The 25,863-nt window shown below is 70.7% G+C and carries 21 protein-coding genes; 6 read left to right on the plus strand and 15 right to left on the minus strand.

Annotation, left to right across the window (positions count from 1 at the left end; all coding sequences use genetic code 11):
- The first annotated feature begins 9 nt into the window (after positions 1-9).
- Positions 10-1,299: an ABC transporter ATP-binding protein gene (locus tag FXF51_RS49750; RefSeq protein ID WP_148441845.1), complete on the plus strand. Its 1,290-nt coding sequence runs from the start codon at positions 10-12 to the stop codon at positions 1,297-1,299.
- Between the two features lie 144 nt (positions 1,300-1,443).
- On the plus strand, positions 1,444-2,067 hold the full coding sequence (locus FXF51_RS49755) for an FMN-dependent NADH-azoreductase (protein ID WP_148441846.1): 624 nt from the start codon (positions 1,444-1,446) through the stop codon (positions 2,065-2,067).
- Here FXF51_RS49755 and FXF51_RS49760 read toward each other — a convergent pair.
- The 8 genes from FXF51_RS49760 to FXF51_RS49795 form a co-directional block, all read right to left on the minus strand.
- Complete coding sequence (locus tag FXF51_RS49760; RefSeq protein WP_148441847.1) at positions 2,064-2,711, minus strand: Uma2 family endonuclease; 648 nt, start codon at positions 2,709-2,711, stop codon at positions 2,064-2,066. The two genes, FXF51_RS49755 and FXF51_RS49760, sit on opposite strands and share 4 nt — an antisense overlap.
- Positions 2,712-2,802: 91 nt before the next feature.
- Complete coding sequence (locus FXF51_RS49765; RefSeq protein WP_148441848.1) at positions 2,803-4,014, minus strand: hypothetical protein; 1,212 nt, start codon at positions 4,012-4,014, stop codon at positions 2,803-2,805.
- Positions 4,015-4,440: 426 nt separating this feature from the next.
- The gene (locus tag FXF51_RS49770; protein WP_187415008.1) at positions 4,441-5,757 is read right to left on the minus strand and encodes an acyltransferase family protein; all 1,317 of its coding nucleotides are present in this window, start codon (positions 5,755-5,757) and stop codon (positions 4,441-4,443) included.
- A 131-nt stretch (positions 5,758-5,888) separates the two neighbouring features.
- Positions 5,889-6,971 (minus strand): cation diffusion facilitator family transporter, encoded by a 1,083-nt coding sequence (locus FXF51_RS49775; RefSeq protein WP_148441850.1) that lies wholly within the window; start codon positions 6,969-6,971, stop codon positions 5,889-5,891.
- Between the two features lie 53 nt (positions 6,972-7,024).
- The gene (locus FXF51_RS49780; protein ID WP_148441851.1) at positions 7,025-8,188 is read right to left on the minus strand and encodes an acyl-CoA dehydrogenase family protein; all 1,164 of its coding nucleotides are present in this window, start codon (positions 8,186-8,188) and stop codon (positions 7,025-7,027) included.
- Between the two features lie 10 nt (positions 8,189-8,198).
- Positions 8,199-8,711 (minus strand): MaoC family dehydratase, encoded by a 513-nt coding sequence (locus FXF51_RS49785; protein WP_148441852.1) that lies wholly within the window; start codon positions 8,709-8,711, stop codon positions 8,199-8,201.
- An 85-nt stretch (positions 8,712-8,796) separates the two neighbouring features.
- Positions 8,797-9,402 carry an amino acid-binding protein gene (locus FXF51_RS49790; RefSeq protein WP_148441853.1) on the minus strand — a complete coding sequence of 202 codons (606 nt, stop codon included), beginning with the start codon at positions 9,400-9,402 and terminating at the stop codon, positions 8,797-8,799.
- Positions 9,403-9,540: 138 nt separating this feature from the next.
- Positions 9,541-12,678, minus strand: a complete 3,138-nt coding sequence (locus tag FXF51_RS49795) for a bifunctional cytochrome P450/NADPH--P450 reductase (protein WP_148441854.1) — start codon at positions 12,676-12,678, stop codon at positions 9,541-9,543.
- Between the two features lie 53 nt (positions 12,679-12,731).
- Between FXF51_RS49795 and FXF51_RS61395 the strand changes: the two genes are divergently transcribed.
- Positions 12,732-13,298, plus strand: a complete 567-nt coding sequence (locus FXF51_RS61395) for a TetR/AcrR family transcriptional regulator (RefSeq protein WP_187415009.1) — start codon at positions 12,732-12,734, stop codon at positions 13,296-13,298.
- Here the strand turns inward: FXF51_RS61395 and FXF51_RS49805 are convergent, their stop codons facing one another.
- Genes FXF51_RS49805 through FXF51_RS49830 form a run of 6 tightly spaced genes read right to left on the minus strand, consistent with a single transcriptional unit; the run spans position 13,299 to position 20,395 of the window.
- Positions 13,299-13,601 (minus strand): hypothetical protein, encoded by a 303-nt coding sequence (locus tag FXF51_RS49805; RefSeq protein WP_148441855.1) that lies wholly within the window; start codon positions 13,599-13,601, stop codon positions 13,299-13,301.
- Positions 13,602-13,621: 20 nt separating this feature from the next.
- Positions 13,622-14,872 (minus strand): NosD domain-containing protein, encoded by a 1,251-nt coding sequence (locus FXF51_RS49810; RefSeq protein ID WP_262380401.1) that lies wholly within the window; start codon positions 14,870-14,872, stop codon positions 13,622-13,624.
- 58 nt (positions 14,873-14,930) lie between these two features.
- The gene (locus FXF51_RS49815) at positions 14,931-16,709 is read right to left on the minus strand and encodes a glycoside hydrolase family 13 protein (protein ID WP_262380402.1); all 1,779 of its coding nucleotides are present in this window, start codon (positions 16,707-16,709) and stop codon (positions 14,931-14,933) included.
- A 5-nt stretch (positions 16,710-16,714) separates the two neighbouring features.
- Positions 16,715-17,548, minus strand: a complete 834-nt coding sequence (locus tag FXF51_RS49820) for a sugar ABC transporter permease (RefSeq protein ID WP_148441908.1) — start codon at positions 17,546-17,548, stop codon at positions 16,715-16,717.
- A gap of 2 nt (positions 17,549-17,550) precedes the next feature.
- Complete coding sequence (locus FXF51_RS49825) at positions 17,551-19,119, minus strand: ABC transporter permease subunit (protein WP_148441856.1); 1,569 nt, start codon at positions 19,117-19,119, stop codon at positions 17,551-17,553.
- Between the two features lie 4 nt (positions 19,120-19,123).
- On the minus strand, positions 19,124-20,395 hold the full coding sequence (locus FXF51_RS49830) for a maltose ABC transporter substrate-binding protein (protein ID WP_148441857.1): 1,272 nt from the start codon (positions 20,393-20,395) through the stop codon (positions 19,124-19,126).
- 284 nt (positions 20,396-20,679) lie between these two features.
- On the opposite strand from FXF51_RS49830, the gene FXF51_RS49835 reads away from it, so the two are divergent.
- The 3 genes from FXF51_RS49835 to FXF51_RS49845 all read left to right on the plus strand — a co-directional run bounded on the left by FXF51_RS49835 (position 20,680) and on the right by FXF51_RS49845 (position 24,454).
- Positions 20,680-22,173, plus strand: coding sequence for a glycoside hydrolase family 13 protein (locus tag FXF51_RS49835; RefSeq protein WP_148441858.1), 1,494 nt, complete (start codon positions 20,680-20,682; stop codon positions 22,171-22,173).
- 79 nt (positions 22,174-22,252) lie between these two features.
- Positions 22,253-23,602 (plus strand): sensor histidine kinase, encoded by a 1,350-nt coding sequence (locus tag FXF51_RS49840; RefSeq protein WP_148441859.1) that lies wholly within the window; start codon positions 22,253-22,255, stop codon positions 23,600-23,602.
- Positions 23,603-23,635: 33 nt separating this feature from the next.
- The gene (locus FXF51_RS49845; RefSeq protein WP_148441860.1) at positions 23,636-24,454 is read left to right on the plus strand and encodes an SAM-dependent methyltransferase; all 819 of its coding nucleotides are present in this window, start codon (positions 23,636-23,638) and stop codon (positions 24,452-24,454) included.
- A gap of 60 nt (positions 24,455-24,514) precedes the next feature.
- Here the strand turns inward: FXF51_RS49845 and FXF51_RS49850 are convergent, their stop codons facing one another.
- Positions 24,515-25,855: a cation:dicarboxylate symporter family transporter gene (locus tag FXF51_RS49850; protein ID WP_148441861.1), complete on the minus strand. Its 1,341-nt coding sequence runs from the start codon at positions 25,853-25,855 to the stop codon at positions 24,515-24,517.
- Positions 25,856-25,863 lie beyond the last annotated feature (8 nt).

A 25,863-nucleotide genomic window follows, 5' to 3' on the forward strand; every position in this document is an offset into this window, starting at 1 on the left:
TGTGAGCCCATGAGCTCGGTCGTTCTCGACAAAGTGACCAAGGTGTATCCGGGCGACTACCTCGCAGTCGACCGGCTGAGCCTGCGGGCCGAAGACGGCGAGTTCCTCGTCCTCCTCGGCCCCTCAGGATGCGGCAAGTCCACCCTGCTCCGCATGATCGCGGGCCTTGAGGAGATCACCGAGGGCGAGCTCTGGCTGGACGGCCAGATGGCCAACCACCTGGCCCCGCGCGACCGCGACGTGGCGATGGTCTTCCAGAACGGCGCCCTCTACCCCCACCGGACCGTACGCGGGAACATCGCCTTCCCCCTGGAGATCGCCAAGTCCGACCCCACGCTCGTCCGCGAGCGCGTCACCGAGCTGTCGAAGGCGCTGCACATCGACGAGACGCTGGACCGCCGCCCCGGCACGCTCTCCGGCGGCCAGCGGCAGCGGGTGGCGATGGGCCGGGCGATCGTCCGCCAGCCCAAGCTGTTCCTCATGGACGAGCCGCTGTCGAACCTCGACGCCGGCATGCGCACCGAGCTGCGCATGGAGATCTCGTCGCTGGTCAGGTCGCTCGGCGTCACCACGGTCTACGTCACGCACGACCAGGTCGAAGCCCTGACGCTGGCCGACAGGATCGCCATCCTGAATCGCGGCGTCCTCCAGGACGTCGGCACTCCGGCCCAGATTTACAACGATCCAGCGACGGCCTTCGTGGCGGCCTTTCTCAACTCTCAGCAGTTGAACCTGTTGGCGGCGGGTGTCAGGACGCCGCAGAACCAGTACGTCATGCTCGACTTCGGCCCGCACAGGCTGACGATGCCGTGGAGCGATCCCAGGGCGTACGCCATCTCCCAGCACACCGGCGGCCAGGTACTCGTGGGCCTGCGCCCGGACGGCCTCGCCCCGGTGCCGGAGTCGTACGAGGGGCCGTCGTTCTTCGGGCGGGTGCGGGCGCTGGAGTACCACGGACACGAGTGGCTGGCCTACCTGGAGTGCGGCATGCCCGCCGTCCCGGTGCCCGAGCCGCCGGACCCGCGCGGCCGGCGCGCCAACGGCGGCCAGAACGGCTCCGGCAAGCTGTCAGGCCTGGTGCGGCGGCTCTTCCCGCGCCAGCATGAGCAGGAGTGGCAGGACCAGGAGCAGGTCGGCGCACATCCCAACAGCGGCATCCACCGCCGCTCGGACCTGATCGTCCGGCTCGGCAACCGGCCCATCTGGCGCGCCGGCGACGCCGCCAAGGTCGGAGTGGACCTGTCCCGCATCATGATCTTCACCTCGGACGGCGCCCGCATCGACCCACCACGCCGCTAGCTCCTTTCCCCTCCTCCAGGCCGGGTGTGCAACGTGTGCACACACCCGGCCTTTCTTTTCGCTTGACCAACCGGACCGCAGTCCGTATCGTCCATGCTGTAACCGGACCACAGTCCACTCTCTCACGCGAAAGGACCCGGCCCCATGAGCCGTCTCCTGCACATCTCCGCCTCACCGCGCGGAGACCAGTCCACCTCCCTGGCCATCGCCCGCACCTTCACCGACGAGTACCTCGCCACCCACCCCGGCTCCACCGTCGACCACTTCGACCTCTGGGACGGAACGCTCCCCGAGTTCGGCCCGGCCGCCGCACACGCCAAGATGACCGTCTTCGCAGGCGGCACACCGGAGGGCGAGCAGGCGGACGCGTGGGCCGCGGCCGTGCGCACCTTCGAACGCTTCGACGCCTACGACCGGTACCTGTTCAGCGTGCCCATGTGGAACTCGGGGGTGCCGTACAAGCTGAAGCAGTTCATCGACGTCGTCAGCCAGCCCGCCCTGGTCTTCGACGTGCATCCGGAGACCGGCTACCGCGGGCTCGTCACGGGCAAGCGCGCCGCCGTCGTCTACACGAGCGCGGTGTGGGGGCCGGGGCTGGGGGCGGAGTTCGGGACCGACCACCAGTCGACGTTCTTCGAGGGGTGGCTGAGGTGGGCGGGGGTCGGGGATGTCACGGCGATCCGGCATCATCCGACGTTGACGGGGTCGCATGAGAATGAGCGGAAGCAGGCTGAGGAGCGGGCGAGGGAGGTCGCCAGGACGTTCTAGCGGCGGGCGCCGGTGAGTGCGGCGGGGTCGAAGGCGATCGGGAAGGGTACGTGCGCCGCCAACTTGTCGCCCGCCTTGGCCTCGGCGGTGAGTTCGTAGCCGTGGGCGCCGAGGCTGAACACCTCGGCCCGCGGCGCTCCGTCGCCATGCAACTCGACTCTGATGAAGTGCGGGATGCCGCCGGCGGCGTACTTGAGGGGCTTGATCTCATAGTCGCGCCGATGGTTGCCCTTGCCAGGACTGACGATCTCGACAACGCACACGACGTCATCGGCGGAAAGCGCGACAGGATCCGCGACGATGGCCTCGGTGAGGCCGACGACCACATCGGGCGCGAAGCCGTCCTCGCCGACGATGAGATTTCCCGTCTCGACCACCTCATACTCGGGCGGAGCGGCCTCGATCAGAATCTGCCGAAGCCTCCCGGCACACAGCGCATGGCCGTATCGGGGCATGGGACTCACCAGGAAACTCCCGTCGATCAACTCGATCCGCTCCCCGGTTTCGGGCAGCTTCAGCCAGTCCTCGACGGTGTAGTCATCCTCCGCGTGCGGCACGGAGAAAAGCCTGGCGCGCCTGGGCGGCGGATGGGCATCCAGCCAGCCCTCGTCTGGCAGAGCAGTCATCGCCTCATCGCCTTCCATGAATGAAAGTCTCGCACGCACGTTTCGCAAGGGCAAAGCGTCGCTGTGCGAGCACGTCGAGTGACGAGATCACCTTACCGTGTCTTTACCATTACCGTAGGTCATCGACAGGAGCGCTCACCGACCACCGCGGCCCCTCAGCCGTGTCCTCCACCACCACCCCACCCCGGGCCATGGCCCCCCGCAACGCATCCGCCACGTCATAACACCCCTTCCCCCGCAACTCCGCCCGCAGCCCCAGCAACGGCTCCACCAGCGCGGGCAGCTCCCGCGAGTGCCGGCTGGCCGTCGAGGCGAGCTCCCCCAGGCGGGCGATGAGCAGCCGCATCAGCTCCCTGGCCTCCTCCACCCCGCCCGCGTCCTCCTCCGTGTCGGCGGCCCATTTGACGATCTCCGCCTCCAGGTCGAGCACGGCCTGGGCGGCGGCCACCATGTCGGGCCGGTCGGCGGCGGCCTTGAAGAGCTCCTCGCACGAGCGGATGGACTCCTCCAGCGTCACCTCGGCGGGCGCGTCGGCCGTGACGTCCTGGGATGGGGGCGGGACGGGGGCGCCGGCGCGGCCCTCGGCCAGGCGGCGCAGCTCGCCGAGGTCGGTGCGGGTGCCCGTGGGCAGGACCGTGAGCGTGCCAGGCCGCCGCACGGTGAGGCCGCCGCGCCCGGCGACGCGCACCGACTCGCTCTCCAGGTCGATGATTAGGGCGGTGTGCTCGTCGAGGCCGAGGACGGCCGTGCCGGGCGGCAGCTCGCGTTCCATGCGCGACAGCCGGCTCTCGCCGAGATAGCAGTAGCGGGTGTCGTGGGTGCCGCCCTCGGCGTTGTCGAAGTGCGGGATGAGGACGGCGCGCAGGCCGAGCGGCTCCAGCAGGTCGATGCCTTCGCGCCAGTGCGGCTCGGCGCCCACCTTGTAGATCTCGTAGACCGGTACGGTCGCCAGCCCCGCGGTGCAGGCGGCGGCCGAGGCGAGCACGGTGACGCCTTGCCGGGCGCGGATCCTGGCGCGCAGGTCGCCGGCCACGCCGCTGCCGGCCCAGCGGTCGAGCGCGTACGTGGGGCTGCCCGGGCCGGAGAACACCCAGTCGGCGCCGGTGATCGCGGAGCCGACCTCGACATCCAGGCCGACGCTGCGGGCGAAGTATCCGCGGGCGCGGGCGGAGATGTCGGCCCGGTTCTCCTGGAAGGCGTACGGGGTGTCGAGCAGCACGGCCCGCGCCCCCGCGCGCAGCGTCCGCGCCGCGGCGCGGTGGATCTCGACCATGGTCGGGCTCGTCTCGCCCGACCCCATCAGCACCAGCAAACCGGGCATGTGTGTCGGCCTCTCTCTCGCACGCCCTCGACTACAACCCGGCCCGCCGGGATGTTTCAAGAGCGGGACACATATGCCTCACGAATGCAGTTGCATATGATTGGCAGTAAGTTGTTGTCGGTGACGGGGAGACACGTGGTCTCGGTTGAGACGCTCATGCTACGGGTGAGCACCGACAAGCGGTGGTCATACCGGCATGCCATTACCCAGCCACTACACGGGGAAAGCCCTGACGCTGCCGCCCGCGGGCTGGCCGGCGTCACAGCGGGCGACCCCGGCGTCGTGGTGCACTCCACGAGCTGGCGTCACGAACCGGACGGCCGGATCGTGCTCACGTACGCCGTCTGCCCCGATCCCGCGCCCTGGCTGCCCGCCGTCGAGGTGCCGGTGCTGGAGATCGCCCGCGGCGAGGCCCCCGCGACGCCGTCACCCGAGCGTGTCGCCCTGGCCAACGTGGTCGCGCACGCGGTCAGGCACCTGGCGTTCCTGATGGCCGAGGACCCCGTCGTGTCCGGCGTCCTGACGCGCCACCCGCTCGTCGCCGCCGCCCTGGAGCCCGTCGCGGCACCGGCGTGACACGCGGCGGCCCAGCGCCTGCATCGGGCGCTCGACGTACCGGTAGGTCAGCGCGCTGACGCCGACGACCACCGCCACCGCCAGCGCCGTCATGGCGAGCTGCACCGGCAGCGCCGCCCGCCGCAGGTCGCCGGAGATCTGCACGAAGTACTTCAGCAGCGGATGGTGCACCAGGTAGAGCGAGTAGCTGATCAGCCCGAACCACACCAGCACCCTGGGCAGCCGTCGCCCGCGCAACGCCATCCCGCCCGCGAACGTCGCCCCCGCCAGCGCGATCGTGGTGATCCACACATCGGCTCGCACCCACCACCAGCCGCTCTCGATCGCCCACAGCGGCGAGATCGCGACCAGCGCCGACGTGACCGCGACCGGCCACAACCCGCCCGTCCCGCGCTCCCACCGGTGAATCGCCGTCCCCGCGAACATCACCGCCAGCACCGCCGTGCCCAGCCACGGCACCCGGCTGCTCAGCACCAGCGCCGTCACCGCCATGAGCCCCAGCACACACGCGGCCGCCGTGCGGAACCTGCCCAGCAGCACCCCCGCAAGGCCGACGACGAACACCCCGCACGACACGTACGCCGGCCACCCGCCCTTCCACACCGCGCCCGACGCCACCAGCCCCACCACCACGGCCGCCGCCGCGAACACCATCGACAGCGCCCCGCTGCGGTCATGCCCGCGCGTCAGGAACAGCGCCGTGACCAGCAGGTAGAACACCATCTCGTACGACAGCGTCCACATGGTGTCGGCGACGCCGCCGACGCTGACGACGTCCAGCAGCATGGTCGCGTGCGCCGCCACCGCGCTGCCGTCGCGCGGCACCTCCCCGCGCACCGGCACCCACCAGGCCAGGGCCAGGACGAGGGCGATGACGGCGAGGTAGAGGGGGTAGAGGCGGAACAAGCGGCTGATCCAGAACGCTCTGACGTCGCCGTGCCGTTCCAGGGACGTGGGGATGATGTAGCCGCTGACCAGGAAGAAGACCAGGATGCCGTAGACGCCCAGGCTGAACCAGTACGGCCTGAGCGCGGGCAGGAACCACGGCAGGAGGTGCTCGGCCACGACGGCCAGCGCTCCGATGCCGCGCAGGGCGTCCAGCCAGGCCAGCCTGGTGGCGGGCGAGGTGGCGGAGGGGGCGGCTGCGGGAAGGGCGGCGGCGGACACCCGGCCCAACCTACCCTCTACCGGTGTCGTGATGCGGAGGGTCGGCGGGGGTTGGTGTCCTTTTGGGGGGTGGCCGGGGTGGGGTGGGTGGACAGCTTACGGGTCTGGTGTGGGACGTGGTGCGCGGCGGGTCAGGGGGTGCGGTGGGCGGTGAGGGAGGCGTGGTGGTCGGCGCCGGCCGGGCCGTCCGGGTCCGTGTGGACGGTGGCGGCGCGCAGGCGGGGTAGTTCGTGCATGAGGCGGTGCTCGGCTTCGACGGCTACCTTGTGGGCGGCTACGACGGACATGTCGTGACTGACGAGGATCTCGACCTCGGCGTGCAGGGCGTGCCCGATCCACCGCAACCGTACGGACCCCACCCGTCGCACCCCCCGCACCGTGGCCAGGATGCGTTCGGCGTCGTCCACGAGGGCGGGGTCGACGGCGTCCATCAGGCGGTGGTAGATCTCGCGGGCCGCGTCCCGCAGGACGAAGCAGATGGCGATCGTGATGAGCAGCCCGACGACGGGGTCGGCGATGGGGAAGCCGAGGGCGGCGCCGCCCGCGCCGAGGAGCACGGCCAGCGAGGTGAAGCCGTCGGTTCTGGCGTGCAGGCCGTCGGCCACCAGCGCGGCCGAGCCGATCTCCTTGCCGACCTTGATGCGGTAGCGGGCCACCCACTCGTTCCCGGCGAACCCGACGACCGCCGCTCCGGCCACCCATCCGACGGCCTGGATCTCCTGGGGGTCGAGCAGCCGCCGGACGGCCTCGTACCCGGCGAGGGCGGCGGAGGCGGCGATGAGCAGCACGATGACGATGCCCGCCAGGTCCTCGGCGCGGCCGTACCCGTAGGTGAAGCGGCGGGTGGCGGCGCGGCGGCCGAGTGAGAACGCGATGGCCAGCGGCACGGCGGTCAGGGCGTCGGCGAGGTTGTGCAGCGTGTCGCCGAGCAGCGCGACGGAGCCTGACGCGGCGACGATGACGGCTTGGACGGCGGCGGTGACCATGAGGACGGCGAACGAGATGGCCAGGACGCGCATGCCGCGGTCGCTGCCTTCCAGTGCGCTGTCGGTCTTGTCGGAGGTGTCGTGGCTGTGAGGGGCGACGGCGTGGGCGATCTTGCCCAGGACGGCCCTGATCCCGCGCCGCCCCTCCCCCGGATGCCCGTGCCCGTGCCCGTGATCGGGCCCGTGGCCGTCCCCATGGTCACCCGCGTGCCGGTGCTGGTCGGACATGGCATCCCTCGCTAGCGCCCTCAGTCCCTCCCATCAGGATAAGGAGTGGCGATTCACCACCCGACCTTGCCCTTCCCCGAGACGAGCGCTCGAGCGATCACCATCCGCTGCACGTCGTTGGTCCCCTCCCCGATCGCCATCAGCGGCGCGTCCCGGTAGAGCCGCTCCACCACGTACTCCTGCGAGTACCCGTAACCCCCATGAATCCGCATCGCCTCCAGCGACGCCTTGAGCGCCACCTCGGAGGCGAAGTACTTGGCCATGCCCGCCTCCATGTCCACCCGCCTGCCCCCGTCGGCCTGGGACGCGGCCCAGTAGGTGAGCAGCCGGGCGGCCTGGATCTCCGTGGCCATGTCGGCGAGTTTGAGCTGGATGGCCTGGAAGTCGGCGATCGGCTGGCCGAAGGCGGTGCGTTCGCGGGCGTAGGAGAGCGCGGCGTCGTAGGCGGCCTGGGCGACGCCGACGGCGCGCGCGGCAATGTTGACGCGGCCCATCTCCAGGCCGCCGAGCACCTGCTGCATGCCGCGTCCTTCGACGCCGCCGAGCAGGGCGGTGACCGGCACGCGGACCTCGTCGAGCACGACCTCGCAGGTCTCGGTGCCCTTGTAGCCGAGTTTGGGCAGGTCGCGGCTGACGCTGAAGCCGGGCGTGGCGGGGTCCACGAGCAGGACCGACATGCCCTTGTGGGCGGGCTCGGTGACGGAGGTCTTGACGAGGACGGGCAGCGGGTCGGCGTGGCGGGCGTTGGTGATCCACGTCTTGGTGCCGGTGACGACGTAGTGGTCGCCGTCGCGTACGGCGCGGGTCTGGATGCCTTGGAGGTCGGTGCCGGCGCCGGGCTCGGTCAGCGCGATGGCGGTGCGGCGCGTGCCGGAGGCCAGGTCGGGCAGGTGGGCGCGCTTCTGTTCCTCGGTGCCGTGCCGGGCGATCATCCAGCAGGCCAGCGAGTGGGAGCCGATCGTGCCGGCCACGCCCATCCAGCCGCGTGCGATCTCCTCGAAGACGAGCGCGAACGACACCATGTCGGCCGCCAGGCCGCCGTACTCCTCGGGCACGGACAGCCCGAACAGCCCCATCTGCTTCATCTTGTCGACGATCTCGGCGGGGTAGCGCCCGGAGTGCTCGTACTCGGTGGCGACCGGCACGATCTCCTTGTCCACGAACGCGCGCAGGGTCTCGCGGAACGCCCTCTGCTCGTCGGTCAGCTCGAAGTCCATGTGCCTCTCCTCAGAGCGGGCCGGTCTTGGCCTGGGGGAAGTAGCCCTTGTCGTGCGGGGCGTCGCGTTTGTAGACCATGACGGTCCGCGTCCAGGACATGACCTCGTCGCCGTCCTGGTTGAGCCCGCGGGTGTGGCAGGTGACGATCCCGGCGTACGGCCGGGAATTCGACTCGCGTTTGCCGGTCACCTTCGACTCCGCATAGAGGGTGTCGCCGACGAACACGGGGTGGGTGAGCTTGATGGCGTCCCAGCCCAGGTTCACGATCGCGGTCTGGCTGACGTCGATGACGGACAGCCCGAGCACGATGGCCACGCTCAGCCCCGAGTTGACGATGATCTTGCCGGTGGGCGACCGGGCGGCGAGGTGGGCGTTGAAGTGGTTCTGGTTCGTGTTCATCGTCAGGAGCGTGAACCAGGTGTTGTCCGTCTCGCTGATCGTGCGGCCCATGGGGTGCTGGTACACGTCCCCGATGGTGAAGTCCTCGTAGTAGCGGCCGATGGCGGGCTCGTGCACGGTCACGGACTGCTCCTGTTGCTCACACGATCAGGAGGCCCACGTTAGTGACCAGATGATTGTTCGGTCAATCATCTCCGCGGAGGCTCGCTCAGGAGGCGCGCGCCGCCAGCCTGGAGACCACGTCCACGATGCGCGCGGCCCGCTCCACCTCGGCCCGGTGGAACACGGGCCCGTCGGCGCGCGCCACGACCACGTGCAGCCCGGCGGTGACCACGGGCAGCAGCATCAGCCGCACCTCCTTGGCGTCCACGCAGATGGCCCGCGGCGGCGACTGCGGCAGGTCGAACTCGGCGGGCGCCGCCAGCGAGGCGTGCCGCACCGCGCCGTCGGCGACCGCGACCGACCACTCCGCGCCGCACAGGGCGGGCAGGGCGTCCACGAGGGTGGCGAAACCCCGGGCGGGCTCGGCCGCCACGTGCATGAGCAGGTCGTAGTCGGGCGCCGAGCCGGGCACCTCCTTGGTGACCCACACCCCTTCGACCCGTACGCCGGGCATGGCGGAAAGCCGCTCGCGCGCCTCGGCGGCGGTCACCGGGCCCGGCCAGGAGACGGTGAAGTCGTCCACGGCCCTTCCGGCCTCGCGTTCGAGCACGGTGACTTGCAGGATGTCCGCGCCCAGCGCGCCCAGCGCCTTGGCGACCTGGCCGAGACCACCCGGCTTGTCGGGCAACGACACCCTCAGTCGCAGCAGCATTTCCGCCCCCTTCCCAGAGGCTCTCACAGTGCCGTGGAAAGGTTTCGAGCATGTTCCACGGATATGTCGCGCATGCTGCGCTTATATCCCAAGATGCAGCGTTAAGTCCGGATTGTCGATAAAGGGTAGTTGACGTTTTCAGGCGAAAACGTCCTGCTGGTAGCGCCCGTCCGCCTCCAGCCCGGCCAGCCACGCCGCGCCGTCCTCCCCGCCGGTCCTGCTCCGGTGGAGGTCCAGCAGCGCCTGCCGTACGGCCGGCGCCATCCGCAGCCCGTCCCCGCAGACGTACACGTGGGCCCCCTGCTCCAGCAGCTCCCACACCTCATCGGCCCGGGCCGCGACCGCGTCCTGAACGAACCGGTACGGATGCCCCGCCACGGCCGAGTAGGCCCGATGCACGGTCACCCCATCGGCCTTCTCCCAGGCGGCCAGCTCACCGGCGTACAGCAGGTCGTGCTCGGGATGGCGGCACCCGGTGAACACCTCGGCGCGCCCGCTCGCCCCGCTCAGCGCCCGCTCCTCCAGGAAGCCGCGCAGCGGCGCGAACCCGGTGCCGGGGCCGACGAGGATCACCGGCGTGGCGGGGTCGTCCGGCAGCCGGAACGGCGGCGCGGGCACCCGGACGTAGCCGTAGAAGACCTCGCCCTCCTTCAGCCCCGCCAGGTAAGCCGAGCACATGCCCTGGTAGGTGCCGGCGCCGGACCAGGCGGGCCCCTCGACGAGGCCGACGGTGAGCCGGACGGCGCCGGGGTCGGCCAGCGGCGAGGAGGAGACGGAGTAGTAGCGCGGCTTGATCGGCCCGGCCAGCTCCAGGAACACCGGCAGCGGCAGCTCGATCGCGGGGAAGCGCTCCAGCAGCGCCAGCGGGGAGACCCGCTTGGCGAGGATCTCGTCGGCGTAGCTCGCGGTCAGCTCGGCGAGCTGGCCCTTGGTCCAGGGGCAGCCGGTGTGCGCGGCCAGCGCCTCCAGGTCGGCGCGGGTGGCCACCTCCTGCAGCTCGGCGAACTCGGTCAGCAGCAGCCCGGCGGTGACGGGCGTGTCCACGGGCAGGTGAGTGGCGCCGGCCGCGCGCAGCCGGACGACCTGCTCGCGGGGGACGCGCAGGCAGCGCAGCGCCCATTCCACCAGCTCGGGGTCGTTCTTGGCGAAGACGGCCACGTGGTCGCCCGCCGCGTACGTCACCCCTTCGGGCAGCCTGGCCACGATGGAGCGCACGCCGGGGCGGGGCGCCTCGGCCGAGAAGTCCCACAGCCCCTCGGCGTCGCCGGTCAGCTCCTCGTTGGAGATCACGGTGAGCGGGAAGGCCCGCTCGGACACCACCGACGGCCTGACCTCGGTCTCGGTGAGCACCTCCATCTCGTAGCGCGGCCCCGCGCCCAGCTCGGCGGCGGCGCTGTACTCCTCGGCCAGCGCCGCCCACAGGCGGGCCGTCCAGGCGGACACGTCGCCGTCGAAGTCGCCGTCCGTGTCGGCCTCGCCCCGCTCGATGAGCGGGACGGCCCCCGCCGCCGTCAGCTTCTCGTACGCGCGCCGCGGGAAGTCCTGGTACGTCGGCCACTGCGTGTTCCCGCAGCCCAGCACGGCCAGCCGCACGCCGGCCAGGTCGGGCAGCGTCTCCAGGGCGTCGAAGCGCTGGGCGTTGTCGGGCGCCCTGCCGTTGTAGGAGGAGGCCACCACGATGAGCAGCCCCTCGGCGGGCGGCGTCAGCTCGTCCAGTGTGGTCAGCGTGGTGGCGAACCCGGCGCGCCCGGCCCGCTCGGCGAGCCGTTCGGCGATGTCGGCGCTGGTGCCGAGGTTGGAGCCGTAGGCGACGGTGAGCGGCACGCCGGTCACCGCGATGTCCTGCTGCTCTCTGCGTTGCTCGGGCAGCGCGGCGACGACGGCCCGCTCGTGCGCGCGCCGCTCGCGCACCCGGAGGGTGAACCCGTCGGGCTTGAGGGTGAGCGTCTGCTTGATCTTCATGCGGTAGACGCTCGGGTCGGACAGGGCGAAGCGCCGCAGGATCAGTGCCAGCGCCAGCCTGGCCTCGGTCAGCGCGAACTGCCGCCCGATGCAGGCCCGCTCGCCGTTGCCGAACGGCTTGTACGCGCCCGGGTGGTGCCCCTTCTTGTTCTCCGGCAGCCAGCGGTCGATGTCGAACTCCTCCGGCCGCTCCCACGCCTTGGCACTGCGGTGCAGCGGCGGCAGCAGCACGCCGACGCCCTGGTTCCGCGGGATGAGGTAGCCGCCGATCATGGTGTCCTGGAGGGCGGACACCCCGAAGAGGGGGATCGGCGACCAGAACCGCAGCGTCTCCTCCAGAATGCGGGGGATGACGTCCAGCTTCATGATCGTCTCGTAGGCGGGCGGCTCGTCGCCCGGCAGCAGCCGGTCCACCTCCTCGTACGCGCGGGCCAGGACGTGCGGCTCGCGCAGCAGGTTGTACAGCGCGAAGGAGAGCAGGCCGCTGGTGGTCTCGTGGCCGGCGATGAGGAAGGTGAGCACCTGGTCGCGGATGTTCTCGTCGGACAGGCGGGCGCCGCTCTGCGGGTCGGACGCCTCCAGCATCAGCCCCAGCAGGTCCTTGGCGCCCCCGCCGCCGCTCCCGCCGCCGCTCCCGCCATCCGCGCGGCGCTGCTTGATCACCTCGTCCACGAGGGCCCGCATGGTGTCGATGTCGCGCCGGTAGCCCTCCTCGTTCTTCTTCTTGAGCTTGGTGACGAACGGGAGCTGCTGGTTACGGTGCATGGCCTCGGTGAGCGCACCGCCCATGGCCTGGAGGAACGGGTGCAGCTCGGGCGAGTCGAAGGAGTTGAACCGGTAGCCGAACCCGGTCAGGGAGATCGTGTCGAGCGTCAGCCTGGTCATGTCGTCGGCGACGGGCAGGTCCTCCCCCTGGCGGGCCGCCCAGGACGCGACGAGCTGCTCGGCGACCTCCAGGAACTGCGGGTAGTACGCCTTCATCGAGCGCTGGCTGAAGGCCGGCATCAGGATGCGGTGCGCGTGGCCCCACACCGGCTCGTCGTGGTCGGCCGTGAACAGGCCGTCGCCGCCGAAGTCGCGCACGATCGTCAGGGGCGGCCTGATCCGCTTGACGAAGCGGCTCTCGTCACAGACCTCGGCCACCAGGTCGGGGTCGTAGACCATGATCACTCGGCGGCCGGCGATCTCGAGCTGGAAGATGCCCTCGTCGTACCGGGAGGCGAGCTTGACGAAGTGCTCCACGGGCGCGTCCGAGGGGATCTGCAGTGTGTTGCCCACGATCGGCAGGCCCTGAGGGGCGGGGATCCGAGCCATGAGTGCTCCCTTCCATAGCCATACACCGTATGGCTGACGCTACCATACGGCGTATGGCCGTGAGCGCGCGCAGGGGCGCACCCCTGACTCTCGAAGAGATCAGCACCACCGCCCTGCGCCTGATGGACGAGGGCGGGGTGGAAGGCCTGTCGATGCGCAAGCTGGCAGCCGCGCTGGACGTCAATCCGATGTCCCTGTATCACCACGTGGACAACAAGGACGCGCTGATCAGGCTGCTGTGCTCGACGGCGGCGCAGCGCATGGAGCTGCCGCCGGACGACGGCTCACCCTGGCGCGACCAGCTCCGCGCCCTGGGCCTGGCCTACCACCGCAACGCGGTGCAGCACCCGGCGATGTGGCGTCACCTGCACGACCACCCGGAGATCATCGCGGACCGGAAGCTGGTGCTCTGGCAGACGCTCTACCGCATCCTGCGGCTGGCCGGGATCCCCGAGCCGGAGCTGCGGCGCACGAGCGACGTGCTGCACGCGTTCGTCACCGGCTTCGTGATCGCCGAGACCAAGGGGCACCTGCCGGCGGACGAGGCCGAGCGCGACTTCGACACGGCCATCCGGCTGATCATCGAAGGGCTGGCGGGACTGGCCGCGCACGCCGAATGATCAGCCCGCCGCCTCCCAGACCGCCTCGAACGCCTCGGGGGTGATCTCGGTCAGCTCCCAGACCTCCAGCGGCTGGTCGGTCAGGAAGCCGTACTCGTCCTGCAGATGCCGCCACCAGTAACGGCGGGCGTCGCGGTCGGCGCCCACCTCGACCTGCCGCACGGCCCACTGCTCGCGGTGGTCGCCCTCCACGCTCTCGAACAACCAGGCCCGCCCGTCCTCATCGCCCAGGTGCCAGTAGTGACGGGGCGCGTCGGACTCGGCGAGCTGCCGCACCAGCGGCTGGCGTACGTCTGGAACCACAGCGCAACTCTAGGGCGCGCTCAGTGCTGGTAGGCCCCGGAGTCCAGCGGACCGGCCAGCGACTTGCCCTTGACGTCCTTGCCGAACGCCTTGCCGCCGTACCACTTCGGCGTCAGCGCGACCGCGCGCCCGAGCGCCGGGGAGCCCGGCCGCAGCCGCAGGTCGGTCCTGGAGACGAACTTCGGGTCGGCCATCACGGACTTCGGCCCGAGCTTGAACCTGGCCGTGCGCCCCTGGTAGACGCTGCCGTCCTCGTCGGCGCCCGCGCCGTCCTCCCAGCCGGACTCGCCGCCGACCACGATGACGTTGTTGCGCAGCTTGAGGATGGACGGGGAGCAGCCGTCGTGGCAGGACCAGCCGATGGTGTCCCTGGCCGGCAGGTAGACGGAGTTGTGCACGGCGATCGTGCCCTTGACCGGGCCGACGATGTGCCGGGAGCCGCGGGTGATGAGGAAGGAGCCGCGGCTGCGGGAGGAGGTGACGACGTTGAAGGCGAACACGTTGCCGGTGGCGGTCTTGCCCTTCTGGGCGCCGAGCTCGGTGAACGTCTCGTTGTCCCTGGAGATGTTGTGGGTGACCCGGTTGCGGTCGCCGTTGAAGATCTCGACGGCGGCCCCGTCGGTGCCGTAGTCGGCGCTCTTGGCGAAGCTGCCGGAGATGGTGTTGCCGGTGACCACGTTGTCGTCGCCGTTGAGGAGCACGCCGAAGGCGCCGGAGTCGTTGTCGCCGCCGTCGTCGTTGACGCTCATCCGGTTGTTGCCGGTCAGGACGCTGTCGCGGATGGTGTTGCGCGAGCCGGAGGGAGTGACGAAGACGCCGGCGATGTTGCGGTCGGCCTTCACCCCGCTCAGCTCGTTGTTGTCGCCGTCGAGCTGGAAGCCGGCCCAGCGGCAGTTGGAGGCGTGCAGGCCGCTGATCGCCCAGTGGTTGCCCTTGACGACGACGCAGTCCTCCTCGGCGCCGCTGATCTTGGCGAGCGCGCCGCTGCCGTACGCCTTGACGGTGATGGGCTTGGCGGCGGTGCCGCTGGCCTCCAGCGTGAGCGGCCCGGCGAAGCTGCCGCCGCGCTTGACGGCGACGGTGTCGCCGGGCTTCAGCTCGGCGGCGGCCAGCTTCTCCAGGGACTTCCACGCGGTGCTCGCGCTGGTGCCCGCGGCGGCGTCGTCACCTGCTCGGGAGTCCACGTAGTAAGTGGTGCCCGCGGCGGCGAGGGCGGCGGACGGTACGGCAGGCAGGAGCGAGGCCAGGACGGCCACGGACAGCAACCTCATACGGGCACACCACTATCTAGTTGGGACGGGAGAGTCAGCAGAGGACACCGTAGCGTCATCAGCGTGACAGGCGCCACATCCTCAGCGCAGGTCCCTCCCCCGGGATGACGTCCCCGTCCTGCGCGTTGTGGAGGCCGGTGGCGTGCGCGCCGATGGCGAGCGGCTCGCCGGGCGCGCGGCGCGCGGACACCAGGATCGTCTCCTCGTAGGTCTCGCGCGCGAACACCAGGCAGTCGGCGTCGGCGTGCAGCCAGCGCAGGCCGCCGTGGCGCAGGGCGGGCTCGGCCCTGCGCAGCCCGAACAGGTCGCGGTAGCCGGCCAGCGTGCCGGGGTCCTGGTCGGCGGGCCGGTTCCAGGGCATCGGGGTGCGGGAGTGCTCGCCGTTGACGCCGGTCAGGCCGTACTCGCTGCCGGCGAACACCATGGGCGTGCCGGGCAGCGTGGCCTGGAGGCCGGCGGCGAGCAGGTGGCGCTCGCGGGAGCCGGTCACGGTGCGTACGCGGGGCGTGTCGTGCGAGTCGAGGAGCTGCCAGGAGTGCACGAGCGAGCGCCACGACATCTGCGAGGCGAACGAGCGGAACCCGGCCAGCGCGGCGGTGCCGTCACGCTCGGGCACGCCGCCCGGCACGCCGAGGAAGTGCTCCAGATCGCAGCCGGGGCCGCGCAGCCAGGCCCACACGGGGCGGGTGAAGCCGCCGTAGTTCATGGTGCCCTGCCAGCCGTCGCGGTCGAGGTCGCGGGTGGCGTCGTGGTTGTGCTCGGCGATGAAGGCGTACTCGGGGCCGACCTCGGCGCGCAGCAGGGCGGCGACCTCGGCGGCGTAGTCGTCGGCGGCGCGCCTGCCGGTCATGTTGGCCACGTCCACGCGCCAGCCGTCGAACGGGCCGAGCCACTTCTTCAGCACCGCCGTCATGGCGGCGCGCACCAGGTCGCTGCCCCAGTTGAGCTTGGGCAGCGTCTTGAAGCCCCACCAGGCCTCGTAGTCGCCGGTCACCGGGTCGAAGTAGAACATCTCGCGTTCGGGCGCGTGCACGTCGGAGACGGCCGCGGTGAACCATTCGTGCGTGTCGCCGGTGTGGTTGGTGGTGATGTCGCCGAGCAGCCGCATGCCGCGCGCGTGCAGCGCGCCCGACAGGCGGTGCAGCGCCTCGTCGCCGCCGAGCAGCGGGTCCACGTGCTCGAACGTGGAGGCGTTGTAGCGGTGGTTGGAGCGGGCCGGGAAGATCGGGGTGAGGTAGACGGTGTCGGCGCCGAGGCTCTGGATGTGGTCGATCCGCCCGGCGATGCCGTCGAGGTCGCCGCCGTAGAACTGCTCGGCGGTGCCGGGCCCGGCCGGGATCACCGGGTCGCGGTCCCAGTCGCGGGGCAACGCCCAGTCGGGCAGCTCGCCCATGGGCTGCGAGCGGTCGAAGCGGTCCGGGAAGATCTGGTAGACGATCGCGTCGGACATCCACTCCGGCGGGGCCTGGTGGCAGACGAGGCGGAAGTCGCCGGCGTCGGTGAGGTCGTGCGCGGCGAGCCCCGCCGCGGTCAGCCAGCGCTGACCGCCCGTGGTGTGCAGCAGGAAGCGGTACGGGGTGACGGGGTTGACCGCGGTGATCTCGGCCCGCCACCAGACGTCGCTCCGGCCGTACCCGCCGGCGTTCCCGCGGCCGTCCACCGCGGCCTCGAAGTAGCGCGGCTCGCCGTCGTGCACCGCGCGCACGTGCACGGCGGTGACGCCGGCGGCCAGCGGCGCGCGCAGCCACAGCGTGACGCGCGCGCCGAGCTCGGGCCGCTGGTCGGAGACATACAGAGCCGAGCCGTCATGGTGCGGCTCCCCCACGAATCGCAGCACTGCACCTATCCCTTGACTGCTCCGGCGGTCAGGCCGGAGACGATGTACTTCTGCAACCAGAGGAACACACCGACCGTGGGAACGGCGGTAATGAGCGTGCCGGCGGCGAACATGCCGAAGTTGGCGTTGCGGTGGTCGCCGGCGATCATGCCGAACATGCCGACGGCGAGTGTCTTGCTGCCGGGGTCGCGCAGGAACACGTTGGCCATCAGGAACTCGCTCATGATGCCGATGAACGCCAGCAGCGCCGTGACCGCGAGGATCGGCGTGACCAGCGGCATGATGACCCGCCAGAAGATCTGCGCGTGCGTGGCGCCGTCCACGGTGGCGGCCTCGTCCAGCTCCTTGGGCACCGTGTCGAGGAAGCCCTTCATCAGCCAGGTGTTCACGCCGAGCGCGCCGCCGAGGTAGAGCAGCAGCAGCCCCCACACGGTGTTGAAGCCGAAGGCGGGATACAGCTCGGTCACCTCGGTGAAGATCATGAAGATCGTCACGATGGCCAGGAACTGCGGGAACATCTGGATGAGCAGCAGCGCCAGCATGCCGACCCGGCGGCCGGCGAAGCGCATGCGGCTGAAGGCGTACGCGGCGAACATCGACAGCAGCAGGCTCGCGAACGACGACACCAGCGCGATGAACACCGAGTTGAAGAACCACTGGCCGAACGGGTAGGTGTCGGAGGTCAGCAGGTTGGCGAAGTTGTTCAGGCTCGCGCCGGTGGGCAGCAGCTCGGTGGAGGCCAGCGTGCCCATCGGGTTGATCGCGGCCGAGACCACGAACAGGATCGGGAACACCGCGAACGCGCACACGACGAGCACGAAGACGTGCCGGAGCGTCATCCTCACGCGTAGACCTCCTCCTGCTTGCGGGTGCGGCGGAACGCCACGGCCGAGATGACGGCCACGATGGCGAAGATGAACACGGAGATGGCCGCCGCGAAGCCGAACTGCGCGCCGCCCGCGCCGAACGCCAGCCTGAAGGTGTAGGTGATGAGCAGGTCGGTGCCGCCCACCTGCGGGCTGTCGGCGGGGAACGGGCCGCCGTCGGTGGTCAGCGCGATGGCGTTGTAGTTGTTGAAGTTGAACGCGAACGCCGAGATCAGCAGCGGCGTGAGCGCGACGAGCAGCAGCGGCAGCGTCACCCGGCGGAACGCCTTGAACGGCGTGGCCCCGTCGATGGAGGCGGCCTCGGTCAGCTCGCGCGGGATGGCCTGCAGCGCGCCGGTGGTGACGAGGAACATGTACGGGAAGCCGAGCCAGATGTTGACCAGGATGACGCCGAGCCTGGCGGTGCCCGTCTGGCCGAGCCAGTCGATCTCGGCGCCGAGGAGCTGGTTGATCAGGCCGAAGTCGCGGTTGAACATGTCGCGCCAGACCAGCAGCATGGCGAAGGCGGGCATCGCGTACGGCAGGATCAGCACGATCCGGTAGAACCTGGTGCCGCGCATGCGCGGGTGGTGCAGCGCGAGCGCGACGCCCATGCCGAGCGTGAAGCAGCCGATCACGGAGGCCAGGGCGAACAGCAGGTTCCAGCCCAGGACGCCCGCGAAGTGGCCGGAGATCGTGGGGTTGGTCAGCACCCGGGCGAAGTTGTCCAGGCCGACGTTGACCTGCCAGCCCTGCGCCAGGTGCTCGCCCCTGGCGTTGACGAAGTACCCCTGGCTCTCGTCGGCGGTCCAGGTGTCGCCGTTGCCGCGCACGCAGTCGCAGGCGGCGTCGTAGACCAGGGCGGCCTTGCCCTCGACGGCGCGGCTGAGCCCGTTGGCCTTGATCACGCCGCCTGCGGTCGGCACGGCCAGCGCGGTGACCTCCTGGCCGCGCGCGGCGGCCTCGGGCGCCTTGAGCACGGTCAGGCCGGGCGCGGTGAGCACCTTGCCGGTGACGCCGACCTGGGCGCCGGTGAGCGGGGCCAGCCCGTCGGCGGTGCCCAGCGAGACCTGCTTGGTCGCCGGGTCCACCAGCAGGAACACCAGTTCCTCGCCGCGCAGCGCGACGGACAGGGTGTACTCGGGCGAGCCGGGCTGCTGGCGGACGGAGCCGGTCTCGATGGCGGTGACGGCGGCGGCCTTGTCGCCGCGATGCCCGTCGCCGAAGTTCGTGAACGCGGTGGTCACCGTGTAGACCACGGGGAACACCTGGAAGGCGAGCAGGAAGACGGTGCCGGGCACGAGGTACTTGGCCGGGATGTGACGCCGGGTCAGGTAGAGCCAGGCGATGGCCGCGCTCACGCCGGCGAGCAGCCCGAGCGCGACCCACGACCCGGTGGCGACCAGCGGCGGCACGGCGTAGAGCAGGATCGCGGCCGCCACGGCGAGCACCGCGATCCTGCTCACCACGAACGCCGTGGTGATCTCCCGGCGGGGCCGCTCCCGCACCTCGGCGGGAGCGGCCTGACGCACGTCGAGAGCCATGTCGTCAGTTCTTGAGCGAGCCGTCGATGGCCTTCTGCGCCGCCGTGGCGGCCTTGGCCGCGTCGCCGCCCTTGACCACGGCGTTCTCGGCGATGCCGAACGGCTCCCAGATGGCGGCCATCTCGGGGATGGCGGGCATCGGCATGCCGTCCTTGCCTGCGTCGAGGAACTTGACGGCGTCGGGGTCGCTCGCCTTGACCTCCTCCAGCGCGGCGGTCAGCGCCGGGGGACGCGGGTCGGCGTCGTAGAGCGCCTTGGCGACGTCCTTGTTGGTCACGTAGTTGGCGACGAACTCCTGGGCCAGGGCCTTGTTCTTGCCCTTGGAGGCGACGAAGAAGCTCTGCACGCCGACGAACGGGGTGGCGGGCTTGCCGTCCTTGAACGCGGGGACGGCGCTGATGTCGTACTTGACGCCGGCCTTCTTGACCTCGCCGGTGGCCCACGGGCCGGAGACGAGGTAGGCGCACTTGCCGCCGGCGAAGTTGACGATGTAGTTCTCGTTGGTCAGCGAGGTGCGCAGCGCGCCGTCGCCCTTCTCGCCGAGCTCCTTGAGCTTGCCGAACGCCTTGATCGAGTCGTCGGAGCCGAGCAGCACCTGCTTGGGGTCGGGGTCGCCGGAGGCGGTGGCGCCGAACAGCGCGCCGCCGCCGGACGCGAAGATCGGGTAGATGTGGAAGGCGTCGCCCTTCTGGCCGACGGGGATGCAGAGCACCTCCTTGACCTTGCCGGCCTCCTTGAGCTCCTTGCCCTTGGCGATCATCTCCTCGATGGTGGCGGGCGCGTCGGGGGCGAGGTCGGTGTTGCGGATCAGGGCGATGTTCTCCAGCGCGTACGGGGCTCCGTAGATCTGCCCGTTGAACGTCACGGCCTGGATGGCCTTGGGGGAGAACGACGCCTTCTGCTCCTCGGTGAGGGTGACCGGGTCGATGGCGCCGTTCTGCACCAGGTTGCCGATCCAGTCGTGCGCGCCGATCACGATGTCCGGGCCGCTGCCCTGCTGGGAGGCGGTCAGGAAGGTCATCTGGTTGTCCTTGCTGATCTCCTTCACCTCGACGCTCACGCCGTTCTCGGTGCCGAACTGCTCGGCGAAGGGCTGCAGTGGCTTGACCCGCAGCGGGTCGGCCCAGATCACGAGCGTGCCGCCGCCGGCGGCCGCCGAGGCCGGGGCGGACGTGCCCGGCGCCGCCGCCGGCTCAGCCGACGGGGAACTTCCGCACGCTGTCGCGGCGAACGCCAGGGTCGCGAGTGCTGCCACTCCCAGAGCCCGCATGCGCATGGAGGACCTCCTGAGGTCACCGAGGAAAGGGCGGCGCCACGGGCGCCGCCGCCAGGGAAGAAAGCTTGAACGTTTCCGGGACGTTAGCGGCTCTTTGCAAGAATTGGAAGAACTTGCGAAAGAGCGTTACCTGATCCACATCCGGTGCACCCCGTCTGACCTCGTGACCGAGTGCCCATACCCTGAAGGACGCGGTCCGCAACTTTCCGAAACTTGCGCTTGACCGTTCACCGGTGATCGCGACATCGTTGACCGGAACATCATCGCCCGGGGGAAGGACAACCATGCTCGGCAACGACGACTGGTGGCGTGACGCCGTCGTTTACCAGGTGTATCCGCGCAGCTTCGCCGACGCGAACGGCGACGGCATGGGCGACCTGGAAGGCGTCCGTCAGCACCTGGGGTACCTCTCCCGGCTCGGCGTGGACGCCATCTGGCTGAGCCCCTTCTACACCTCCCCCATGGCCGACGGCGGCTACGACGTGGCCGACTACCGCGACGTGGACCCGATGTTCGGCACGCTCGCCGACTTCGACGCGCTCATCACCGAGGCGCACGACCTGGGCATCAGGGTCATCGTCGACCTGGTGCCGAACCACTCCTCCGACCAGCACCCCTGGTTCAAGGCCGGGCTGCGCGACCGGTACGTCTTCCGCGACAAGCCCAACGACTGGGAGTCCATCTTCGGCGGGCCCGCGTGGACCCAGGTCGAGGACGGGCAGTGGTACCTGCACCTGTTCGCCCCCGAGCAGCCGGACCTCAACTGGGACAACCCCGAGGTGCGCGCGGAGTTCCGTGACATCCTGCGCTTCTGGCTCGACCGGGGCGTGGACGGCTTCCGCGTGGACGTCGCACACGGCATGATCAAGGCCGACGGGCTGCCGGACGTGGGCCAGAAGGACGGCCCGCAGGCCGAGATGCTGGGCGACGAGCAGGTGCCGTACTTCGACCAGGACGGCGTGCACGACATCTACCGCGAGTGGCGGCCGATCCTCGACTCCTACCCCGGCGGGCGCATGGCGGTGGCCGAGGCGTGGGTGTCCTCGCCCGAGCGGCTGGCCCGGTACGTGGGGCCTGACGAGCTGCACCAGGCGTTCAACTTCGAGTTCATGATGGCGGACTTCCACGCCAAGTCGTTCCGTACCGTGATCGAGAAGTCGCTGCGGGAGGCCGACCTGGTCGGCGCGCCCACCACCTGGGTGCTGTCCAACCACGACAAGCCGCGCCACGTCACCCGGCACGGCAGCCTCGCGCGCGCCCGCGCGGCCACCCTGCTCATGCTGGCCCTGCCCGGCTCGGCCTACCTCTACAACGGCGAGGAGCTGGGCCTGCCCGAGGTGCTCGACCTGCCGGACGAACTGCGCCAGGACCCCGCGTTCCTGCGCAGGGGCGAGAGCCGCGACGGCTGCCGGGTGCCGCTGCCCTGGACGGCCGGCGGCGACCTCGGCTGGCGCGACCCGTGGCTGCCGATCCCGGCCGGGTGGGCGGAGCTGTCGGCCGAGGCCCAGGAGGACGACCCCGCCTCGACGCTGAACCTGTACCGGGCCGCGCTGAAGCTGCGCAGGCAGCACCCGGCGCTCGGCGGCGGCACGCTGGCGTGGCTCGACTCGCCCAAGGACGTGCTGATCATCGAGCGTGACCCGGGGCTGGTCGTGGTGCTCAACACCGGCGAGGAGCCGGTGCGCCTCGACCTCGCCGGCGAGGTGCTGCTGGCGAGCGGCCCGCTGCCCGCCGACGGCACGATCCCGCCGGACACCACGGTGTGGCTCCAGCGCTGACTCTCCATTGCTGGCGGATTGGCGAAACCTTTCCCCTTACGGGGCAATTGTCAATAGTCACGCTCGGTAGCCTCGTGGGATGGCACCCTGGTGGGCCAGGTCCCTGCGCGGACGCGTCACCCTCATCGCGACGGCCGTAGCCGCCCTCGTGCTCATCCCCGTGGGCATCGCCGGGGTGCTGGTGACCAGGTCGGTGATCACCGCCGGGGTGTTCAGCGAGACCAGGGACACCGCCGAGCGGATCGCCTACGAGATGCGCGGCGGCGCCCTGCCCATGGGCGCCGCCATCCCGGTGCCGCATCCCGCCGTGGACCTGATCCAGATCGTCGGCGCCAACGGGCACGTGCTGGCCACCAGCGATGCCGCCAGGAACCTGCCGCCGCTCAGCGACGTCCGCCCGACCGTCAAGAACCGGGTCGTCAGCACCACGAGCTGCCTGCCGACCGAGTGCGTGCACCTGACGGCGGTGCGGGTCAGCATGTTCGCCGACTCCCCCGTCGTCTACGCGGGCCGCAGCTCGCCCGAGGTGCTGTCCAGCAGGACCCTCGAGGTCATCGTCTTCGCGGAGGTCGCCCTGCTCATCGGGGTGACGGCGTGGGCGACGTGGCTGGTCACCGGCCGGGCGCTGCGGCCCGTCGCGACCATGCGGGCCGAGCTGGACGCCGTGCACGCCGGCGACCTCAGCAGCCGCGTCACCCAGCCGCCCGGCGACGACGAGGTGGCTCAGCTCGCCCACTCCGTCAACGGCACCCTGGCCCGCCTGGAGCGCTCCGCCGAGCAGCAGCGCCAGTTCGCCTCCGACGCCTCCCACGAGCTGCGCACCCCGATCGCCGGGCTGCGCGCCCAGCTGGAGAGCGCCCAGCTCTACCCGGAGGACACCGACGTGGAGGCGCTGGTGGGCAGCGCGCTGCGCGACACCGACCGGCTGGAGGCCATCATCACCGACCTGCTGCTGCTGGCCAGGATCGGCTCCCGGGTGGACGTCGTCAAGGAGCGCGTCGACCTGGCCGACCTGGTGCGCAAGGAGCTGGCCGTCCGCAGCGACAAGCTGCCCGTACGGGTGGACCTGGCCGACGGGGTCGTGGTCGAGGCCGTGCGGCTGCAACTGGCCAGGGTGCTGACGAACCTGCTGGACAACGCCCAGCGGCACGCCGAGCACGCCGTCAAGGTGACCGTCGGCAGGCAGGAGCCGGGCACGGCGGTGCTGGCCGTCGAGAACGACGGCGTGGAGATCGCCGAGTGCGACCGCGAGCGCATCTTCGAGCGCTTCACCCGCCTGGACGCCGCCCGCAGCCGCGACGCGGGCGGCACCGGCCTCGGCCTGGCCATCGCCCGCGACGTGGCCATGGCGCACCGGGGCGAGATCCGGGTGGAGGACTGCCCGGGCGGCGCCCGTTTCGTTCTGCGGCTTCCGATGGCGTTCGAGTAGATTTCCACCGCGCCGGTCGTGGATCATGGATTCATGACGGAACAGGCGCCGCAGGGCGTGAACCCCCACATCCCCAACGCGGCGCGGATGTATGACTACTTCCTCGGCGGCAAGGACAACTTCAAGGCCGACCGGGACCTCGGCGACATGGTGCTGAGCGTGATGCCCGAGGTGCGCGACGGCACCAGGGAGAACCGCGCGCTGATCGGCCGGATCGTGAAGTACCTGTGCGAGCAGGGCATCACGCAGTTCCTCGACCTGGGCTCGGGGCTGCCCGCCCAGGAGAACGTGCACGAGGTGGCGCTGCGCCACGCCCCCGAGGCCCGGGTGGTGTACGTGGACAACGACCCCGTCGTGGCCACGCACGGCAGGGCGCTGCTGGCCGACCCGAACCGGGTGGCGATGGTGCTGGGGGACTGCCGCAGGCCCGAGGAGATCCTGTCCGACCCCGAGGTGCGCGGGCTGATCGACTTCGACCGGCCGGTGGCCGTGCTGATGATGTTCGTCCTGCACTTCATCACCGAGCAGGACGAGCCGCAGCGGTTCATGGCCGCCTACCGCGACGCGCTCGCGCCCGGCAGCTTCCTGGCCGTCTCCCACGTCACCAACGATGTGGCCACGGAGCGGGCCGCGCAGGTCTCCGACTTCTACCGCAAGGCCAACGCCGACTTCACGCCGCGCTCCGGCAAGGAGATCGGGGCCTTCTTCGGCGACTTCGAGCTCATCCCGCCCGGCCTGGCCACGGGGCTGCCCGCGCACCAGGTCTGGCCGTTCCACGACCCGCTCAACCCGGTCTTCGTGGACGAGGACCTGGCGCGGATGGCGTACGCGGGGATCGGCCGCAAGCCGTAACGCACGGAACCAGGAAACGGCGGGCAGGCGCCTCAGCACCTGCCCGCCGTCAGCCGGACGCTAGGCCGGAGACATCTCCTTGGCCTGCTCGTCCTGCCCGTCCCGCGTGCCCTCGTCGGTGTCGTCGTCCAGCAGGGTGGCCTCGTCGAACGGCGCCTGCCCCGCCAGCACCCGCTCCGCCCGGTCCCGGTCGAACTCCCCGGTCCACGTGCCGACGAGCACGGTCGCCACGGCGTTGCCCGCGAAGTTGGTCAGCGCGCGGGCCTCGGACATGAAGCGGTCGATGCCCACGATGAGGCCCACCCCGTCCACCAGCTCGGGCCGGTGCGCCTGCAGCCCGCCGGCCAGCGTGGCCAGGCCCGCCCCAGTGACGCCCGCCGCGCCCTTGGACGCGATCATCATGAACAGCAGCAGCGCGATCTGCTCCCCGAACTCCAGCGGCGACCCGGTGGCCGTGGCGATGAACAGCGTGGCCATGGTCAGGTAGATCGCGGTGCCGTCGAGGTTGAAGGAGTAGCCGGTCGGCACGGTGATGCCGGCCACGGTCTTGCTGACGCCCAGGTGCTCCATCTTGGCGATGAGCCGCGGCAGGGCGGTCTCCGACGACGACGTGGACAGGATCAGCAGGAACTCGCGGCCCAGGTAGCGCAGCAGCGACCACAGGTTGATCCGTGCCACCAGCCACAGGATCGCGCCCAGCACCACGCCGACGAACAGCACGCACGTCACGTAGAAGGCGATCATGATGATGGCCAGGCTCTTGAGCGCCTCGATGCCGGTCGCGCCCACGACGGCCGCGATCGCGCCGAACGCGCCCACCGGCGCCGCCCACATGATCATGGCGAGGATGCGGAACACCAGCCGCTGGAAGTGCTCGACGCCGCGCAGGATCGGCGCGCCCTTGGGGCCCATGGCCTGCAGCGCGAAGCCGGTGAGCAGCGCCACCAGCAGCGCCTGCAGCACCGAGCCGTCGGTGAGGGCCGATACGACCGTCTCGGGGATGATGCCGAGCAGGAAGTCCACGGTGCTGGCGTCCGCGCCCTTGGCCGCCTCCGCCTCGGCGGCCTGCCTGGCGGTGTCGGTGAGCTGCAGGCCGGAGCCCGGGTCGATGACGTTGCCCACGACCAGGCCGATGACCAGGGCGACCGTGGACATGACGATGAAGTAGCCGAGGGCGAGCCCGCCGACCTTGCCGACCTGGGCGGCCTGGCGTACCGAGCCGATGCCGAGCACGATCGTGCAGAAGATGATGGGGCCGATCACCATCTGGATCAGCGCCACGAAGCCGGTGCCGAGGGGTTTGAGCTCCTTGCCCACGTCCGGCCAGATGAAGCCGACCAGGATCCCGAGCAGGACCGCCACGATGACGGCCAGGTACAGGTAACGGGTGCGATCGCGCATAGGGGGGT

Origin of the sequence: Nonomuraea sp. PA05 (genome assembly GCF_008086045.1) — a bacterium.
GTDB classification, from domain to species: Bacteria; Actinomycetota; Actinomycetes; order Streptosporangiales; family Streptosporangiaceae; genus Nonomuraea; species Nonomuraea monospora.

Bases quoted from the DNA above. Each gene is read 5' to 3' on its own strand.
- FXF51_RS49790 (WP_148441853.1), bottom strand. From the start codon at position 9,402: ATGCTGCTGCGACTGAGGGTGTCGTTGCCCGACAAGCCGGGTGGTCTC.
- FXF51_RS49840 (WP_148441859.1), top strand. From the start codon at position 22,253: ATGGCACCCTGGTGGGCCAGGTCCCTGCGCGGACGCGTCACCCTCATC.
- FXF51_RS61395 (WP_187415009.1), top strand. From the start codon at position 12,732: ATGGCCGTGAGCGCGCGCAGGGGCGCACCCCTGACTCTCGAAGAGATC.
- FXF51_RS49830 (WP_148441857.1), bottom strand. From the start codon at position 20,395: ATGCGCATGCGGGCTCTGGGAGTGGCAGCACTCGCGACCCTGGCGTTC.
- FXF51_RS49750 (WP_148441845.1), top strand. From the start codon at position 10: ATGAGCTCGGTCGTTCTCGACAAAGTGACCAAGGTGTATCCGGGCGAC.
- FXF51_RS49765 (WP_148441848.1), bottom strand. From the start codon at position 4,014: ATGCCCGGTTTGCTGGTGCTGATGGGGTCGGGCGAGACGAGCCCGACC.
- FXF51_RS49850 (WP_148441861.1), bottom strand. From the start codon at position 25,855: ATGCGCGATCGCACCCGTTACCTGTACCTGGCCGTCATCGTGGCGGTC.
- FXF51_RS49820 (WP_148441908.1), bottom strand. From the start codon at position 17,548: ATGACGCTCCGGCACGTCTTCGTGCTCGTCGTGTGCGCGTTCGCGGTG.
- FXF51_RS49760 (WP_148441847.1), bottom strand. From the start codon at position 2,711: ATGGAAGGCGATGAGGCGATGACTGCTCTGCCAGACGAGGGCTGGCTG.
- FXF51_RS49835 (WP_148441858.1), top strand. From the start codon at position 20,680: ATGCTCGGCAACGACGACTGGTGGCGTGACGCCGTCGTTTACCAGGTG.
- FXF51_RS49795 (WP_148441854.1), bottom strand. From the start codon at position 12,678: ATGGCTCGGATCCCCGCCCCTCAGGGCCTGCCGATCGTGGGCAACACA.
- FXF51_RS49755 (WP_148441846.1), top strand. From the start codon at position 1,444: ATGAGCCGTCTCCTGCACATCTCCGCCTCACCGCGCGGAGACCAGTCC.
- FXF51_RS49780 (WP_148441851.1), bottom strand. From the start codon at position 8,188: ATGGACTTCGAGCTGACCGACGAGCAGAGGGCGTTCCGCGAGACCCTG.
- FXF51_RS49825 (WP_148441856.1), bottom strand. From the start codon at position 19,119: ATGGCTCTCGACGTGCGTCAGGCCGCTCCCGCCGAGGTGCGGGAGCGG.
- FXF51_RS49775 (WP_148441850.1), bottom strand. From the start codon at position 6,971: ATGTCCGACCAGCACCGGCACGCGGGTGACCATGGGGACGGCCACGGG.
- FXF51_RS49845 (WP_148441860.1), top strand. From the start codon at position 23,636: ATGACGGAACAGGCGCCGCAGGGCGTGAACCCCCACATCCCCAACGCG.
- FXF51_RS49810 (WP_262380401.1), bottom strand. From the start codon at position 14,872: ATGAGGTTGCTGTCCGTGGCCGTCCTGGCCTCGCTCCTGCCTGCCGTA.